The sequence below is a fragment of the Micromonospora sp. WMMD723 genome (genome assembly GCF_049863385.1).
Taxonomy (GTDB): domain Bacteria; phylum Actinomycetota; class Actinomycetes; order Mycobacteriales; family Micromonosporaceae; genus Micromonospora; species Micromonospora wenchangensis.
In genome coordinates, this window is record NZ_JBMKNR010000001.1 from 2915521 (window position 1) to 2931638 (window position 16118).

At 74.3% G+C, this 16118-nt stretch carries 11 protein-coding genes; 6 read left to right on the forward strand and 5 right to left on the reverse strand.

Annotation, left to right across the window (positions count from 1 at the left end; translation table 11 throughout):
- Positions 1-3: 3 nt before the first annotated feature.
- Positions 4-798, forward strand: a complete 795-nt coding sequence (locus ACN261_RS13350; protein WP_425850311.1) for a hypothetical protein — start codon at positions 4-6, stop codon at positions 796-798.
- A gap of 87 nt (positions 799-885) precedes the next feature.
- Here ACN261_RS13350 and ppc read toward each other — a convergent pair whose 3' ends face one another.
- Together ppc and ACN261_RS13360 are read right to left on the reverse strand one after the other, a co-directional pair.
- Positions 886-3672, reverse strand: coding sequence for a phosphoenolpyruvate carboxylase (gene ppc / locus ACN261_RS13355; RefSeq protein WP_421485557.1), 2787 nt, complete (start codon positions 3670-3672; stop codon positions 886-888).
- 108 nt (positions 3673-3780) lie between these two features.
- Complete coding sequence (locus tag ACN261_RS13360; RefSeq protein WP_421485559.1) at positions 3781-4800, reverse strand: hypothetical protein; 1020 nt, start codon at positions 4798-4800, stop codon at positions 3781-3783.
- Between the two features lie 82 nt (positions 4801-4882).
- Between ACN261_RS13360 and ACN261_RS13365 the strand changes: the two genes are divergently transcribed.
- Positions 4883-5923: a S66 family peptidase gene (locus ACN261_RS13365; RefSeq protein ID WP_421485561.1), complete on the forward strand. Its 1041-nt coding sequence runs from the start codon at positions 4883-4885 to the stop codon at positions 5921-5923.
- Positions 5924-6199: 276 nt separating this feature from the next.
- On the opposite strand, the gene ACN261_RS13370 is transcribed toward ACN261_RS13365, so the two are convergent.
- A complete protein-coding gene (locus ACN261_RS13370) occupies positions 6200-7096 on the reverse strand; it encodes a helix-turn-helix domain-containing protein (protein ID WP_421485563.1) in 897 nt (298 codons plus the stop codon).
- Between the two features lie 151 nt (positions 7097-7247).
- On the opposite strand from ACN261_RS13370, the gene mfd reads away from it, so the two are divergent.
- The 4 genes from mfd to ACN261_RS13390 all read left to right on the forward strand — a co-directional run bounded on the left by mfd (position 7248) and on the right by ACN261_RS13390 (position 14524).
- Positions 7248-10901, forward strand: coding sequence for a transcription-repair coupling factor (gene mfd, locus ACN261_RS13375; RefSeq protein WP_421485565.1), 3654 nt, complete (start codon positions 7248-7250; stop codon positions 10899-10901).
- Between the two features lie 95 nt (positions 10902-10996).
- On the forward strand, positions 10997-11782 hold the full coding sequence (locus ACN261_RS13380) for a hypothetical protein (RefSeq protein WP_421485566.1): 786 nt from the start codon (positions 10997-10999) through the stop codon (positions 11780-11782).
- Between the two features lie 2 nt (positions 11783-11784).
- Positions 11785-12768: a nucleoside triphosphate pyrophosphohydrolase gene (locus tag ACN261_RS13385; protein WP_421485568.1), complete on the forward strand. Its 984-nt coding sequence runs from the start codon at positions 11785-11787 to the stop codon at positions 12766-12768.
- Positions 12769-12904: 136 nt separating this feature from the next.
- Positions 12905-14524 carry a DUF885 domain-containing protein gene (locus ACN261_RS13390; RefSeq protein ID WP_425850317.1) on the forward strand — a complete coding sequence of 540 codons (1620 nt, stop codon included), beginning with the start codon at positions 12905-12907 and terminating at the stop codon, positions 14522-14524.
- 16 nt (positions 14525-14540) lie between these two features.
- Here ACN261_RS13390 and nudC read toward each other — a convergent pair whose 3' ends face one another.
- Together nudC and ACN261_RS13400 are read right to left on the reverse strand one after the other, a co-directional pair.
- Complete coding sequence (gene nudC, locus ACN261_RS13395) at positions 14541-15371, reverse strand: NAD(+) diphosphatase (protein WP_425850319.1); 831 nt, start codon at positions 15369-15371, stop codon at positions 14541-14543.
- A complete protein-coding gene (locus ACN261_RS13400) occupies positions 15368-16060 on the reverse strand; it encodes a hypothetical protein (RefSeq protein WP_088642876.1) in 693 nt (230 codons plus the stop codon). Before ACN261_RS13400 ends, nudC begins: the two co-directional genes overlap by 4 nt.
- Positions 16061-16118: the final 58 nt, after the last annotated feature.

Genomic DNA, 16118 nt, shown 5'->3' on the forward strand with positions numbered 1-16118 from the left:
AGAATGGAATTTCTGCTCGTGCTCGTCCTGGTCGCCATGCTGGCCGGTGGTTTCGTCTGGTGGCGGCGGGAGAAAGCGGCCCGGGAGGCGCGCAGCCTCGCCGACGTCCGCGCCGACGCCCAGCGGTGGTACGAACGCCTCGGCGGCCAGGTGATGAACCTGCACGGCGACGACCCGGCGGTACGCCAGGCGCTGGTCGACGCGGGTGAGCGGTACAACGCGGCGGGCAGCCAGCTGGAACAGGCCCGTACGGTGCACCAGTTCCGGCTGGCCCGGGAGACCGCGTTGGAGGGGCTCGCCTACGCGCGGGCGGCCCGGGTGGCGCTCGGCCTGGACCCGGGCCCGGAGCTGCCCCCGCTGGCCGCCGCGCAGGGGGCCGGGGAGATCACCCGGGAGCGTCAGGTGGACGTGCAGGGGCAGACGTTCAGGGCCGGTCCGCAGCCCGGCCGGGACACCCCGTACTACTACCCGGGCGGGCGTTACCAGGGCCGGCCGGTGCCGGCCGGCTGGTACTCGACGCCGTGGTGGAAGACCGCGCTGGGGGCGGGCGTCGGGGTGGTCGGCGGGATGCTGATCGCCGACGCGCTCTTCTCGCCGGCCTTCGCCGACCCGGGGTACGACGCCGGCTACCAGGAGGGCTTCGGCGACGGCGCGGACTTCGGCGGCGACTTCGGCACGGCCGGGGACCCGGGCGGCGACTTCGGCACCGCCGGTGACTTCGGCGGGGGCGACTTCGGCGGCGGTGGGTTCGGGGGCGGCGACTTCGGCGGTGGGGACTTCGGGGGCGGCGACTTCTGAGCCGGTGCCGCCGGCCGGCGGCACGCGCCGGTGCGGGCCCGGCCGGTCCCTGCCACCGCCTCCGGGGCGGTGGCAGGGACGACGTCGTCAGCCGGTGTTGCGCATCCCGGCGGCGATGCCGTTGACCGTGGTCAGCAGGGCCCGCTCCAGGGCCGTACCGTCGCTGGGGGCGCGTCGGCCGCCAGGTGCGGTGATGACCGCCCGGCCGGCGGCGCCGGAGTCCCGGTACTGCCGCAGCAGCGCCACCTGGAGGTGGTGCAGCGGCTCCAGGTAGGTGTCGCGCACCGCCAGGGTGCGTTGGAGGACCGGCGAGTTCTCCAGCAGGGCCGGCGACGAGGTGACCGCCAGCACCTCCTGCTTGGTCAGCTCGTACTCCTGCTGGATCTTGTCGAAGATCGGGTGCAGCTCCTCGGGGACCAGCGTCTCGACGTACCGGCGGGCGATGCTGAGGTCGGTCTTGGTCAGCATCATCTCCACGTTCGACAGGAACGTGCGGAAGAAGTGCCAGTTGCGGTGCATCTCGGCCAGCACGTCCTCCAGGCCGGCGGCGCGGGCGGCGGCGAGGCCGGAGCCGACCCCGAACCAGCCGGGCACGATCTGCCGGGTCTGCGTCCAGCCGAACACCCACGGGATGGCCCGCAGGCCGCCGAGGCCGGCCCCGGTGTTCGGCCGCTTCGCCGGCCGGGAGCCGATGTTCAACGCGCCGAGCAGCTCCGTCGGCGTCGACGCCCAGAAGTACGCCGGCAGGTCCGGGTCCTCCACCAGGCCCCGGTACGACCGGAAGGCCGACTCGGAGACCACGTCCATCGCCGCGTCCCAGCGTTCCAACTGCTCGGCGGGCTGCCGGGGGGCGGTGTGCAGCAGCGTCGCCTGGAGCACCGCGGCCACGGTCAGCTCCAGGTTCTCCCGGGCCAGCGCCGGCAGGGTGTACTTGTCGGAGATGACCTCACCCTGCTCGGTCACCTTGATCGCGCCGTCCAGGGTGCCGTACGGCTGGGCCAGGATCGCCTCGTGGGTGGGGCCGCCGCCGCGTCCGACGGTGCCGCCCCGGCCGTGGAACAACCGCAGGTGCACGCCGTGCTGGGCGGCCACGTCCCGCAGCGCCCGCTGGGCCCGGTGGATCGACCACTGGCTGGTGGTGATGCCGGCCTCCTTGTTGGAGTCGGAGTAGCCGAGCATCACCTCCTGCACGTCGCCCCGGGCCGCGACCAGCGCCCGGTAGGCCGGCAGAGAGAGGAGTTCGTTGAGCATCTCGCCGCCGGCGTTCAGCTCCGCCGGGGTCTCCAGCAGCGGGACGAAACCGATCCGGGCCCGCCCGGTGTGCACGTCGACCAGGCCGGCCTCCCGGGCCAGCACCACCGCCGCGAGCACGTCGTCCACGCCGAGGGTCATCGAGATGATGTACGACTCGATGACCTCGCCGCCGAACCGGTCCTGCGCCTCGCGGATCGTCCCGAACACGTCGAACGTCTTGCGCGCCGCCTCGGTCAACGGGGTGTCCAGGGCGGACAGCGGCCGGCGGCCGGTCAGCTCGTCGGCGAGCAGCTTGGTGCGCTCCAGCCGGGTCAGCGACGGGTAGTCCGACACCTCGCCGACCGCCGTGTAGAGCTGGGCGAGCACCTCGTGGTGCTTCTCGGCGTGCTCCCGGACGTCCATGGTGGCCAGGTGCAGGCCGAACGCGGAGACGGTACGGATGGTCGAGGCGAGCCGACCGACGGCGGTGAGCTGCCCGGAGTTGCGGGCCAGCGAGGCGCGCAGCAGTTCCAGGTCGGCGATCAGTTCGCCGGAGCCCTGGTAGTCCCGGCCCGGCACGTGCGGGGTGCCGGCGCGCAGCCGCTCCCGGGTGTTGGCCAGCTTCGCCTTCACGCAGCGGGCCTTGAGCCGGTAGGGCTCCTCGGCGTTGACCCGGCGGAACCGGGGGGCCACCTCGGGCAGCGCGTCCAGGTCGGCGGCGAGGCTGGCCGACAGGTCCAGCGACACGGCGCGCAGCCGGCGGGAGACGGAGACCTCGTTGACCAGGTGCTCCATCGCCGCCTCGGTGGCGGTGATGCCGTGCTCGTGCTGGATGCGCAGCACCTCGCGGGTGACCACGGGGGTGACGAACGGGTTGCCGTCCCGGTCGCCGCCGATCCAGGTGCCGAAGGTCAGCGGGCGCGACGTCGGCGAGGTCTCCACGCCGAGGGTGCGCAACGTGTCGGCCAGGTCGTCGAGCACCTGCGGGGCGGCCTCGGCGTACAGGTCGCGCAGGTAGTAGATGGCGTTGCGGGCCTCGTCGGTCGGGTCGGGCCGGTCGAGGCGCAGCTCGTCGGTCTGCCACATCAGGTCGAGCAGTTCGGCGAGGCGGCGGTTGGCCGGGGCCTCGTCGCTGGCGCCGTAGAGGATGGCGTTGGCGGTCTCGGCGTCCAGCTCGTCGGCGATGGCGCGCAGCTTGGACAGGATCGACCGGCGGGCCGCCTCGGTGGGGTGGGCGGTGAAGACGGGGCGTACCGCGAGGCGGCGGGCGGCGGCGGCGATCTCCTCGGCCGGCACCCCGCGCTCGGCGATCATCTTGGCCGCCTGGTCCAGCCAGCCGCCCTGGATCGCCCGGCGACGGCGCAGGTCGCGGGCCCGGTGCACCTGCTCGGTGATGTTGGCCAGGTGGAAGTAGGTGGAGAAGGCGCGGGCCAGCTTGGTGCCGGTGGTCACGTCCAGCCCGCCGAGGCGCTGCGCGGCGGCCGGGGCGTCGGAGCGGACCTGGGCGCGGATCTCCTCGACCAGGTCGAGCAGCGGCCGACCCTCCTGCCGGGCCAGGGTCTGGCCGAGCAGGGTGCCGAGTCGACGGATGTCGGCCCGCAGTGCGGCGTCGGGCCCGTCGTGATCATGCTGGTCGGTCACCGTGCGCTCCTTACGTGAGTACGAAGGACAGCGCTGTCCGACTCCCTGGATGGTATCTGCGCGGCCCGGTCCGGGAGGAAGGGGTTCGGTGTGTCACCTTCCCCACGGTCACCGCGCGTCGCCCCCGACGCCTGCCCGACCGGCCCGGCGTGCCCGGAACCGGGCGGCGGTGAGCAGGCCGGACAGCCCGAGGACGGTCCAGGCCAGCAGCCCGGCCAGCGGCCAGCGGGCCGACCGCCAGTCGAAGTAGACGGCCGATTTGAGTAGGTCGGTGGCGAGGCCGGGGACGTTCCAGCGGTGCATGCCGCGCAGCGCGGCGGGCAGGAACTCGGGGGCGTAGATGCCGCCCGAGCCGGGGTTGCCGAGCACCACCAGCAGCAGGATCACCAGCCCGGTGCCGAGCAGCCCCAGCCAGCCCTGCACGGCGGCGGCGACCATCGCGGCGGTGAAGACGGTGAGCATGCCGACCGCCGCCACCGCGAGCAGGTCGTGGTCCCAGACGTCGAGGACCGGGCCGACCAGCACCGCGCCGATGGTCCCGAGCAGCACCGCGTGCACGGCCAGCGAGCCGATCCGCAGCCCGGCCCGGCGCAGCCCGCGCGGGGCGGTGCCGAGCGAGACGCCGAGCGCGGTCGAGGCCAGGTAGCCGCCGAGCACCAGCCCGACGGCCAGGTAGAAGGGCACCAGGCCACGCGGGTCGTCGGGGGAGACGGGCACCTGGTCGGTGACGGTGAGCGGCAGCCCGGCCTGCCGGGCGGCCGGGGTGAGGACCCCGGTGACCAGTTCGGTGGCGGCCGGCGCGGAGGCGCTGGCGGTGGCCAGGGTGAGTGTGCCGTCGGGGGCGGAGGTGAGCACGGCGTACACCTGGCGGGCGGTGAGGGCGTCGTCGGCCGCGCCGGGGTCGGCGTACCCGACGGGCTTGATCGTGTCGGTGCGTTCCCGCACGGTGGTCAGAAGCGCCCCGGCGCGCTGGTCGCCGGTCACCACCCCGACCGGCACGTCCCGGGGGTGCGGCTGGTGCAGCGCGCCGACGTAGGCCGCGATGAACGCGGTGGCCAGCACCAGCGTGCCGACCAGCAGCGCCGCCGTGCGGGGCAGCCAGTCCCGGGTCTGCGGCTCCTCGTCCACCGGCCCAGCCTATGGCCGCCATGCCCGACCTGCGGGGTTTTGTCGGGCCAAAACCGGTGGTGGTGGGCGGTAGGTTCCGCTCGTGACCCTTCCCGAATACCCCGCCAAGCCGAAGCCGGGCGACCGGGTCGCGGTGGTCTCCCCCTCCGCCGGCCTGGCGGGTCTCTTCCCCCACGTGTACGAGTTGGGCCTGCGCCGGCTGCGCGAGGAGTTCGGCCTGGAGCCGGTGGAGTACCCGACCACCCGGCAGACCCGGGCCGACCCCCGGGACCGGGCGCGCGACCTGACCGCCGCCTTCGCCGACCCGACGGTCACCGCCGTGCTCGCCACCGTCGGCGGCGACGACCTGATCACGGTCACCCCGCACCTGGACGACGCGGTGCTGCGGGCCAACCCGAAGCCCTACTTCGGCTACTCGGACAACACCAACGTCCTCAACCACCTCTACCGGCTGGGCATGGTGGCCTACCACGGTGGCTCGGTGCTGGTGCACCTCGGCCGACCCGGTGCGCCGCACCCGCTGACCCTCGACTCGCTGCACGCCGCCCTGTTCACCTCCGGCTGGTACGAGCTGACCCCCGCGCCGCAGTGGGGTGACGAACCGGGCGACTGGCGGGACCCCGCCACGCTCGCGGTCGAACCGCCGATGCTGCCCGGCGAGGGCTGGCGCTGGCGGGGCCCGTCGACGGTGGTCGAGGGCCGCACCTGGGGCGGCTGCCTGGAGATCCTGCACTGGTTGATGGCCGCCGACCGGGTCCCGTCGGCCGCCGACCTGGCCGGCTCGGTGCTCGTCGTCGAGACCTCCAACGAACTGCCCGACGCGCAGGAGGTGTTCCGGATCGTCCGGAACATGGGTGAGCGGGGACTGCTCGCCGCCTTCCCGGCGGTCGTCGTCGGCCGCCCCAAGGCGTGGGACTTCGCACGACCGCTGCCGGTGGCGCAACGGCTGGCGTGGGGTGCCGCCCAGCGGGGTGCCATCGTCCGGGCGCTGACCGCGTACCGCCCGGACGCGGTGGTGGTCTTCGACGTCGACCTGGGCCACACCGACCCGCAGTTGATCATTCCGTACGGCGGGGAGATCCGGGTCGACGCGGTCGAACGACGCATCGCCGTGCGCTACTGAACGGAACGCGGCCGGGCGTGGAGGTGCCGCACCGGGGTACGGCACCTCCACCGGGTGCCGGACGGCATCCCCGGTCAGCCCGACTGGGGGGTACGCGGGCCTCCCCGAACAGGTCCGCGTCTCCCTCGGCCGGCGCAACGTCGACCGACCGGGCTGGCTGTTCCATCCTCGGTCGGCACGCGGGTCGAAATCTTGAAGATTCGTGCGCGGTTCGGTTCGACCGGCGGCCCCGCCACGACGAGCGCCCCGCGACCCGGGGGCCGGCCGCCGGGGGCGTCAGTCGGTGGGTGCGAGCAGTCGACGCAGGCGGGCGGGCGGGTGGCCGACCCGCTCCCGGACCACCCGGCTCAGGTGCGCCTGGTCGGCGAAGCCGTACTCGGCGGCGATCGTGCCCAGCCGGGGTGGATCGGAGCGGCCCAGCAGGTCCAGCACCGCCCGGACCCGTAGTTCGTTGCGGTAGGCGGTGATGCTGCGCCCGGTGACCCGCTGGAACACCCGGCTCAGGTGGTGCGGTGAGCAGCCGACCAGCCGGGCGACCTCGGTGAGCCCCAGCGTGAAACCCGACGCGGCGAGCACCTGGCGGGCCTGGTCGGCGAGGCGTCGGTGGGCGGCCAGGGTGGCCGGTCGCCGCCCCACCGCACGGTCCAGGTCCGCGCCCGGGGCGCCCCGGCCCAGGGGGCTGCCGCTGAGCAGGGTGGCCAGGAACTGGTGGGTGTGCTCGGTCAGCTCGAAGCCGTCCAGACCGCGCCGGCTGCGGGCCACCAGCATCCGGTGCTCCAGGTCCAGCGCGGCGTCGAGCTGACCGTCCCAGCTGCGCCGGGTGAACCAGTCGCGGGCGTCCGGGCGTTCCTCGAGCACCTCGGGGCGGATCTCCAGGCACGAGTAGACGTCGCCGCAGCCGAGCGGGTGAGCCACGCTCATCTCGTCGCCGGGTCGGGTGAGCAGCACCGACGTCGCGTCGGCGAACGCGACCCCACCGTTGACCCGGCGCAGGTAGCCGCCGGAGCGCCCCAGGTAGACCCGGTAGCCGAGGTTGGGTACCGGGCCGACCCAGCCCGGCTCGTCGATCAGGCAGCGCACCTCGTAGAAGGTCATCCCGTCGGGCAGGCCCAGCCCCCGCCATCGTCCCTGGGCGGTCTGTTGGCGTGGGTCCGCGCCCCACTGCTGTGGCATTGGTCCTCCCCCGTTCCGGCACCGCCGCTGCGGGCTCGATTGTCTCCCTCGCGAGATAGGCTGGCGGCCATGCACCCCCCGGCCCGGCCGGGCGTGGGGGCATCTTCGTGCGCCCCGGGCCGACCGGCGGCTTTCCTGGAAGTGATCACTGATGCTCACCGGACTCTTCTCCGCCGCCCTGGCCGACCCGGGGCTGGCCCGGGCGCGTGACCTGGCGCGCTCCGGTGCCGCCCAGGTCGACGGGCTGGACCTGACCGCCCCGACCGCGCTGCGCCCGTTCGCCGTGGCCGCCGTCGCCGCCGACCCGGCGGCCGGTGGGGCCGGCCGGCCGGTGCTCGCCGTGACCGCCACCAGCCGGGAGGCCGACGACCTGGCCGCCGCGCTGGGCAGCCTGCTCCCGGCCGGGCAGGTCGCGGTCTTCCCGTCCTGGGAGACGCTGCCGCACGAGCGGCTCTCGCCCCGTTCCGACACCGTCGGCCGGCGGCTGGCCGTGCTGCGTCGCCTCGCCCACCCGGACGCCCCGGGCCCGCACACCGTCCGCGCCGACGCCGACGCCGGCCCGTTGCGGGTGGTGGTGGCACCGGTGCGCTCGCTGCTGCAACCGCAGCTCAAGGGCCTCGGCGACCTGGAGCCGGTGCAGCTTTCCGCCGGTGAGGAGGCCGACCTGGAGGAGGTCGCCCGCCGGCTCACCGACCTGGCGTACGCCCGGGTCGACCTGGTCACCAAGCGCGGCGAGTTCGCGGTACGCGGCGGCATCCTGGACGTCTTCCCGCCCACCGACGAGCACCCGTCCCGGGTCGAGTTCTGGGGCGACGAGGTGGAGGAGATCCGCACCTTCGCCGTCGCCGACCAGCGCACCATCGAGGGCGTACCGCAGCTGTGGGCCCCGCCGTGCCGGGAGCTGCTGCTGACCCCGGCGGTGCGTCGGCGGGCCGCCGCGCTCGCCGGGGAGCACCCGGAGCTGGCCGAGATCCTCGACAAGCTGGCCGAGGGCATCCCGGTCGAGGGGATGGAGTCGCTGGCCCCGGCGCTGATCGGCAGCGAGAGCCTGGAACTGCTGGTCGACACCATGCCGGCCGGCACCCACGTGCTGCTCTGCGACCCGGAGCGGATCCGCACCCGGGCGCACGACCTGGTGCGTACCTCGGAGGAGTTCCTCCAGGCGAGCTGGGCCGCGGCCGCCGTCGGTGGCCAGGCCCCGGTCGACCTGGGCGCCGCCGCCTTCAGGTCCCTGGCCGAGGTACGCGCCGCCGCCCGCGCCCTGCGCCAGCCCTGGTGGACCCTCGCCCCGTTCGGACTGGTCGAGGCGGACGCCGCGGCACCGGCCCGGCAGCCCTGGGAGGACGCGCCGACCGGGGCGGACGTGACCCCCGACGACGCGATCGCGGTGAGCCTGGCCGCCCAGCCGGCCCCGCTCTACCACGGTGAGACCGACCGGGTGGTCGACGACCTCAGGCGCTGGACCGGTGAGGGCTGGTCGGTGGCGCTGGTCTTCGAGGGGCACGGTCCCGCCCAGCGGGCCGTCGAGGTGCTCCGCGACGCCGGGCTGGGCGCCCGGCTCACCGAACAGGTGCCGGCCGCGCCCGCCCCCGGCGAGGTGCTGGTCTCCTGCGGCCGCCTGACCGCCGGCTTCGTCGACGAGGCGTCGAGGTTCGTGCTGCTCACCGGCAACGACGTCACCGGCGGCCGGGGCACCACCACCCGGGACATGCGCAGGATGCCGAGCCGGCGACGCAACACCATCGACCCGCTGGAGCTGAAGGCCGGCGACTTCGTCGTGCACGAGCAGCACGGCATCGGCCGGTACGTCGAGCTGGTGCAGCGCACCGTCAACGGCGCGTCCCGGGAATACCTGGTCATCGAGTACGCGGCCAGCAAGCGCGGCCAGCCCGGCGACCGGCTGTTCGTCCCCACCGACCAGCTCGACCAGCTCTCCCGCTACGTCGGCGGCGAGCAGCCCACCCTGCACAAGATGGGCGGCTCGGACTGGCAGAAGTCCAAGGCCCGCGCCCGCAAGGCGGTCCGGGAGATCGCCGCCCAGCTCATCCAGCTCTACGCCGCCCGCAAGGCGTCCAAGGGGCACGCGTTCGCCCCGGACTCCCCGTGGCAGCGGGAGCTGGAGGACGCCTTCCCGTGGCAGGAGACGCCCGACCAGTTGGCCGCCATCGAGGAGGTCAAGCGGGACATGGAGCAGACCGTGCCGATGGACCGGCTGATCTGCGGCGACGTCGGGTACGGCAAGACCGAGATCGCCGTCCGGGCGGCCTTCAAGGCGGTGCAGGACGGCAAGCAGGTGGCGGTGCTGGTGCCGACGACGCTGCTGGTGCAGCAGCACTACAACACGTTCGCCGAGCGGATGAACCAGTTCCCGGTGACCATCCGGCAGCTCTCCCGCTTCCAGACCGCCAAGGAGAGCGAGCGGACGCTGGAGATGGTCGCCGACGGCACCGTCGACATCGTCATCGGCACCCACCGGCTGCTCCAGACGGCCACCCGGTTCAAGTCCCTCGGCATGGTGATCATCGACGAGGAGCAGCGGTTCGGCGTCGAGCACAAGGAGCACCTCAAGACGCTGCGCGCCTCGGTCGACGTGCTGAGCATGTCGGCCACCCCGATCCCGAGGACGCTGGAGATGGCGATCACCGGCATCCGCGAGATGTCGACCATCGCCACCCCGCCGGAGGAGCGGCACCCGGTGCTGACCTTCGTCGGGGCGTACGACGACCGGCAGGTGGCCGCGTCGATCCACCGGGAGCTGCTCCGCGACGGGCAGGTGTTCTACCTGCACAACCGGGTGGAGTCGATCGACCGGACGGCGCGGAAGCTGCGCGAGCTGGTGCCCGAGGCACGGGTCGCGGTGGCCCACGGACAGATGGGCGAGGAGGCCCTGGAGAAGGTGATGGTCGGCTTCTGGGAGAAGGAGTTCGACGTCCTGGTCTGCACCACGATCGTCGAGTCCGGCATCGACATCCCGAACGCCAACACCCTGATCGTGGAGCGGGCCGACCTGCTCGGCCTGGCCCAGCTGCACCAGATCCGGGGCCGGGTGGGCCGGGGCCGGGAGCGGGCGTACGCGTACTTCCTCTATCCGCCGGAGAAGCCGCTCACCGAGCACGCGCACGAGCGGCTGGCCACCATCGCCCAGCACACCGAGCTGGGCGCGGGCATGTACGTGGCGATGAAGGACCTGGAGATCCGGGGTGCCGGAAACCTGCTCGGCGGCGAGCAGTCCGGGCACATCGAGGGCGTCGGGTTCGACCTGTACGTCCGGATGGTCGGCGAGGCGGTGTCGGCGTTCAAGGGGGAGAGCACCGAGGAGGAGACGGACGTCAAGATCGATCTCCCGATCGACGCGCACCTGCCGCACGACTACGTCGGGGTGGAGCGGCTGCGGCTGGAGATGTACCGCAAGCTCGCCGAGGCGCGTGACGACGCGCGGCTGCACGAGGTGGTGGCCGAGATGACCGACCGGTACGGCGAGCCGCCCGCCCCGGTGCAGAACCTGGTCGCGGTGGCCCGGTTCCGGCTGCTGGCCCGCCGGTACGGCCTGACCGACGTGAGCATGCAGGGCAGGCACCTGCGGTTCGGGCCGCTGCCGCTGCCCGACTCGAAGCAGTTGCGGCTCAAGCGCTACCACCCGGACTCGGTCTACAAGTCCGCCACCGACCAGGTCAGCGTGCCCCGGCCGAGCACCCGCCGGGTCGGCGGCGAGCCGCTGCGCGACCAGGCGCTGCTTCAGTGGTGCGCCCAGCTCCTCTCCGACGTCCTCGGCGAACCGGCCGCGTTGGCGGGGGCGCGGGGATGAGGGGCCGTCGCCCGCCCGGCGCGGGGCGTCGGGCGGGCGACGGCGCACGGTGGGCGGCGTCACCGTACACAGGCAGGCATGAGAGAGTGACCGTCATGCGTGCACGCCGTCTCATCGCCGCCGCCAGCGTCGCGGCCCTGGGTGTCCTCTCCCTCACCGCCTGCGGCAAGGCGTCTCCTGATGTGGCCGCATACATCGGCGACAGTCGCTACTCGGTGGCCCGGGTGGACGCGATCTACAACGACGCGCAGACGAGGTACGCCGAGGCGGTGCGGCAGAGCGCGGCCCAGTCCGGCCAGACCCCCGGCCCGGAGCAGTTGCGGGCCGGGCTGACCCGGCAGGACGTGGTGAACCTGCTGGTCAGCATCGACCTGGGCAAGCGGGTCGCGGCCGAGAAGAACCTCCAGGTCCCCGACCAGATCACCCCGGACCAGCTGGCCCAGCAGCTCCAGATGCCGCCGCAGGCGGAGTTCGCGAAGCTGTGGGGCGAGTGGGCCGACCTGTTCGTCGTGCTCAGCCAGCAGTTGCCGCCGGCCGACCTGAGCGACGAGTCGGTGATGGCGGTCTACCACGCGATCGAGAAGACCGGCGGCATCGACAAGGGGCTGTCGGTGGCGCAGGTGCGGCAGCTCTTCGGCGACGGCGGTTTCGTGCGCACCTCCTCGGCGTTGAGCGCCGCGCTGGGCGAGCAGGCCGACAAGGTCGACGTCGAGGTCAACCCCCGGTACCGGCCGCTCGGCGTCCCCGCCTGGGTCAACAAGGGCCAGGAGCTGGTCTTCTACGCGCTGCCGTACATCGACGCGAGCGGCCCGGTGACCGACGTGTCGACGCCCGAGCCGGTCGCCAGCCCGACCCCGGAGCAGGGGCCGGCGGCCTCCTGAGCATGTCCGACCGGATCGTCCTGCTGGTCACGTCGCCCCGGTTGCCGGCCGGTCTGCTGACCGCCGCCGCCTGGGACACGCTGCGCTCCGCACCGGTGCTGACCGGCGCGGAGGGTGCCCAGGTCACGGCGGTACGCGCGGCCGGCGTCGAGGTCACCGTCGTCTCCGGCGGGGCCGGCGACGCGCTGCTCGACGCGGCGGCGGCGCACGGCACGGCGGTCTGGCTGGCCGGCCCGACCGGCGACGAGACCCTGGCCCGGGAGGTGGGCCTGCGGCTGGCCCGCGAGCCGGGGCTGGCCGAGCTGGAGCTGATGTACGGCTCGTGGGACCCGCCGGGGGCCCGGCTGCTCGACGCGGTCGAGGTGATGGACCGGCTCGCCTCGCCGGGCGGCGACCCGTGGAAGCGGGCCCAGACCCACCGCAGCCTCGCCGGCTTCCTGATCGAGGAGTGCTACGAGGCGTACGACGCGATCAGCGACGGCGACACCGACGCGCTGCGCGAGGAACTGGGCGACGTGCTGCTCCAGGTGCTGCTGCACGCCCGCCTCGCGGAGAACCTGCCCGAGGACGAGCGGTGGAGCGTCGACGACGTGGCCGGCACCCTGGTCGACAAGATGGTCCGCCGCAACCCGCACGTCTTCTCCGGTGCGCAGGCGGGTTCGCTGGCCGAGATCGAGGCGAACTGGGAGCGGATCAAACAGGCCGAGAAGGCCCGGGCGTCGGTGCTCGACGGCATCGCGCTGAGCCAGCCCGCCCTGGCCCTGGCGGCCAAGGTGCTGGACCGCGCCGGTCGGGCCGGGCTGACCGTGCCGCTGCCGTCCCCCGACGCCCAGCCCGACCCGGAGTCCCGCCTCGGTGCCACCCTGCTGGCCCTGGTCGCCGAGGCCCGCCACACCGGCCTGGACCCCGAGGCGGCCCTGCGCCGCGCCACCCTGGCCCACACCGCCACCCTCCGCACCACCGAACCCCCCACTTCGTCGGGTTGACCAGGAGGTTCGCGTCAACCCCGTGCGCTCCCGTGACGCGAACCCGTGACCACGAGGCCGGGCGGGTGCCCGGTGGCGCGAACCTCGTGATCGGCGGGGCCGGGGCGGGGCGGTGGGGAGTGGGTAGGGTCGGGGGATGGGTGAATTCGTGCCGCTGGCGGAGCGGATCGTCGAGGCCGTGCTGGAGAGCCGACCCGGGTTCGCCACGTCGGCCGGGGACCACCGCTACGACGACCGGCTGCCCGACCTGTCCGCCCCGGCGGTCGCCGCCGACCAGGCGATGCTGCGGGAGGCCGCCGACGCGCTCGCCGAGGTCGACGCGGACTCCCTCGACGTCGAGGAGCAGGTCGACCACGCGCTGCTCGCCGCCCTGGTCGACCGGGAACTGTTCGAGCGCAGCGAGATCCGGGCCTTCGAGTGGGACCCGCTGGTGCACAACCCCGGCCCGCTGCTGCACGCGCTGCTCGCCCGCCCGTACGCGCCGGTGGAGCAGCGGCTGGCGCACCTGGTGGGGCGGCTGAGCGCCGTACCCGACGCGTTGGCGACCGCGCGGGCGACGCTGCGGGACATGCCCCGGGTGCACGCCGAGACGGCGGTCGGGCAGTTCGCCGGCAGCGCCGCGCTGATCCGCGACGAGGTGCCGCTGCTGCTCGCCCGGGCCCCGGCGCTGGCCGGCACGGTGGAGCCGGCGGCGACGGCGGCGATCGCCGCGCTCGACGAGTTCGTCGGCTGGCTGCGCGCCGGGCTGGCCGCCGACACCGGGCCGGGCCGCGACCCCCGGCTGGGCCGCCGCCGCTGGGAGGCCCGGCTCTGGCACACCCTCGACACCGAGTTGGGCGCGGCCGAGGTGCAGCGCCGCGCCTGGGCCAACCTGAACCGGGTCACCGCCGAGATCCGCGCCGCCGCCGTCGAGCTGGTCGGTGGCCCGGCCGACGACGAGACGGTACGCCGGGCGCTGGACCTGCTCGCCGCCGAGCACCCCGACGACCACTCCATCGTGGACCTCGCCTCGGTCACCCTCGACGAGGCCGTCGACTTCGTCCGGGCGCACGACCTGGTCAGCCTGGTCGACGACCCGTGCGTGATCCAGGAGATGCCGGAGTTCGCCCGGGGTGTCGCGGTGGCCTACTGCGACTCGCCCGGCCCGCTGGAGCCGGCCGACCTGCCCACCTTCTACTGCATCGCGCCCACCCCGGCGGACTGGCCCGCACACCGGGTCGACTCGTTCTACCGCGAGTACAACGACCACATGATCCGCAACCTGACCGTGCACGAGGCGATGCCGGGGCACTTCCTCCAGCTCGCCCACGCCCGCCGGTACGCCGGCCCCACCCGGGTCCGGGCGCTGACCGAGTCGGGGGTGTTCATCGAGGGCTGGGCGGTCTACACCGAGGAGCTGATGGCCGGCCTCGGCTTCGGCGGCCTGCCGGTCCGCCTCCAGCAGCTCAAGATGCAGCTCCGGATGACCATCAACGCCCTGCTCGACCAGCTCGTCCACTGTGACCAGATGACCGAGGCGGACGCGTTGGCGCTGATGACCGAACGCGGCTTCCAGGAGGAGGGCGAGGCGGCCGGCAAGTGGCGGCGGGCGCTGCTCACCTCGACCCAGCTCTCCACGTACTTCGTCGGCTACAGCGAGATGGCCGACATCGCCGCTGCCCGCCCGGCCGGGGTGCCGCTGCGCCGGTGGCACGACGCGATGCTTGCCCACGACTGTCCGCCGCCACGCCACCTGCGCACCCTGCTCGGCGTCTGAGCCGGCCGGGGCCGGCTCAACCGCGGGCGGCGACCGCGTCGACCAGCCAGCGGGAGATCGAGTACGCCGGGGGCAGCTCGGCCGGCAGCGCGTCCACCGGGAACCAGCGGGCCCGCACCAGCTCCCGCCCGTCCACCTCCGGCTCGGCGGTGGGGTCGGCGGCGGTGGCGGTGAAGCCGGCGAGCAGCACCCCCGGCCCGGAGATCGCCCAGGGCTGGCTGCCGAAGTAGTCGACGCTGCCGAGGGCCAGCCCGACCTCCTCGGTGACCTCGCGGCGGACCGCCGTCTCCAACGACTCGCCGGCCTCGACGAAGCCGGCGACCAGCGCCCACAGCCCGGTCGGGCCGGACGCGTGCCGCACCAGCAGCAGCTCGGTGGGGCCGCCGGCCGGGCCGGGGCGGGTGATCGCCGCCAGCACCGCCGGGGAGAGCCGCAGCGGCACGTACAGGTCGCAGGCGGGGCAGCGGCGGGCCGTCTCGCCTGGCACGTCGGCCAGTTCCGCCCGGCAGGCCCCGCACCAGCGGTGGGTACGCCGGAAGGTGACCACGGCCACCGCCCTCCCGGCGAGCGTGGCGAGCGGTTCGGGCAGCTCGGCGGCGAGCGCCCGCCAGCTGCGCCAGCGCCCGGCCGGTCGGGTCGCCCCGTCCGGTGCCGCCGCCCAGGCCGGCACCCCGTCGAGCGTGCCCACCGGCACCCAGCCGGTCCCGGCCGGCAGTTCGCCGACCCGGGGCAGGCCCCCGTCGGGGGTGGTGAGGAGCCGGTGGCCGGCCACCAGCAGGCCCAGGTCGTCGGGCGCGGGCGCCGGGTCGACGGCGGGGGTGGGGTCTGCGGGCGGGGGGGCCGTCACGACGTCGCCGGTCGGCGGTCGGTCACCCCGGCGCCGGCGGGCAGGTCGAACGCTGTCGGTGTCACCGAGTCGGTGTAGCGGTCCAGGGTCAACTCGACGGGCTGGCCGTCGAGCACCCCGGTGAAGCTGCCGAGCACACCCTCGCTGGTGACGCAGGTGTCGAAGTTCCCGGCGGCCCGGCGGACCTCGACGCAGGTGGCGTGGTGCCCGGTGATCGTGGTGTCGGTCTGCTTGACCTGGGCCGCCGGGTCGAGGGCGGCCTCGGTGAGCAGGCCGATCACCGCCGGCGGGGTGACCAGGCCGGCCTTGCGGGCCTCGGTGAACAGCGGCACGGCGGCCTTGCCGGACATCAGCACCGGCGGCTCGACCGTGCAGGTGGTCCGCCCGGCGGTGGTCCCGCACCTGGTGATGGCCTGCTCGGAGACGGTGATCTTGCCGGCGGTCCAGGTGTACGCGGAGCGGGCCGGCTCCTTCGTCTGGGCGATCGTGAAGTTCCGGCCACCGGCGAGCCGGTACTCGGCCGTCCAGGTCCGCACCAGCGACTCGTCGAGCCGGGTGGCGAGATCGTTGATCAGATCGGCGCGGCCGAGGGTGCGTCCGGCGTCGTCGAGGGTCTGACAGCCGGTGACGGTGAGCGACGCGATGACCGACACGGCGAGCACGCGGAGGGTGGTCGAGACGGCGGGCATGGCGACCAGCGTGGTCGATCGGGTCCACCCGGCGCAAACCGGTTGCCGGTTCAGGGGC